The organism is Microbacterium testaceum, assembly GCF_001476655.1.
Taxonomy (GTDB): domain Bacteria; phylum Actinomycetota; class Actinomycetes; order Actinomycetales; family Microbacteriaceae; genus Microbacterium; species Microbacterium testaceum_C.
The window spans coordinates 1-529 of sequence record NZ_LDRT01000256.1; the positions used below are offsets into that span (position 1 = coordinate 1).

Consider the following 529-nt stretch of genomic DNA (forward strand, 5'->3'; position numbering starts at 1 on the left):
CGCGGGGGAGCCCTCGTGGCTCCCTACCGGGAGGTGCGCGGCCTGCTCCGGCGCGCCGGCACCATCGTGAACAGGACGAAGAAGAACACCCAGAGCAGGATGCCTGCTCCCAGGAACGTCGCGATCACGCCGATGTAGCCCCAGATGCTGTCGAGGGCGAACCAGCCGCTCAACAGCAGCGCGGGCAGAACCGTGACCGTCATGAGCGCGAAGTGGACGAGAGTCTGCTTCCTCAAGCTCCATGTCGCGATCTGGTAGACGACCGACGCTCCCGAGACGGCTCCCGCGATGACGCCGACCGCGAGTGTGGCGCGACCGTCCTCGGTCTTTCCCTGGACGAGGAGCGCGACCCCGACCGCGGTCATGATCACGAGGGGGATCCCCGCTCGAAGGAGGACGGCGGGGAGGATCTTCATACGGCCAGCTTAGGGAGGCCGTTTCCGTAGCGGCGAGGGATGCCATGGGAAGACGGGCGGTCCGGCGTGTCGAGGGGTGGTCCGCGTGGGGTGGCGGGTGCGGGGTGTGGAGG

At 68.4% G+C, this 529-nt stretch carries 1 protein-coding gene; it reads right to left on the bottom strand.

The features are described from left to right. Positions 1 to 23: 23 nt before the first annotated feature. Positions 24 to 416: a DUF3021 domain-containing protein gene (locus NS220_RS18845; RefSeq protein WP_058625472.1), complete on the bottom strand. Its 393-nt coding sequence runs from the start codon at positions 414 to 416 to the stop codon at positions 24 to 26. Between the last annotated feature and the right edge of the window lie 113 nt (positions 417 to 529).

Bases quoted from the DNA above. Each gene is read 5' to 3' on its own strand.
- NS220_RS18845 (WP_058625472.1), bottom strand. From the start codon at position 416: ATGAAGATCCTCCCCGCCGTCCTCCTTCGAGCGGGGATCCCCCTCGTG.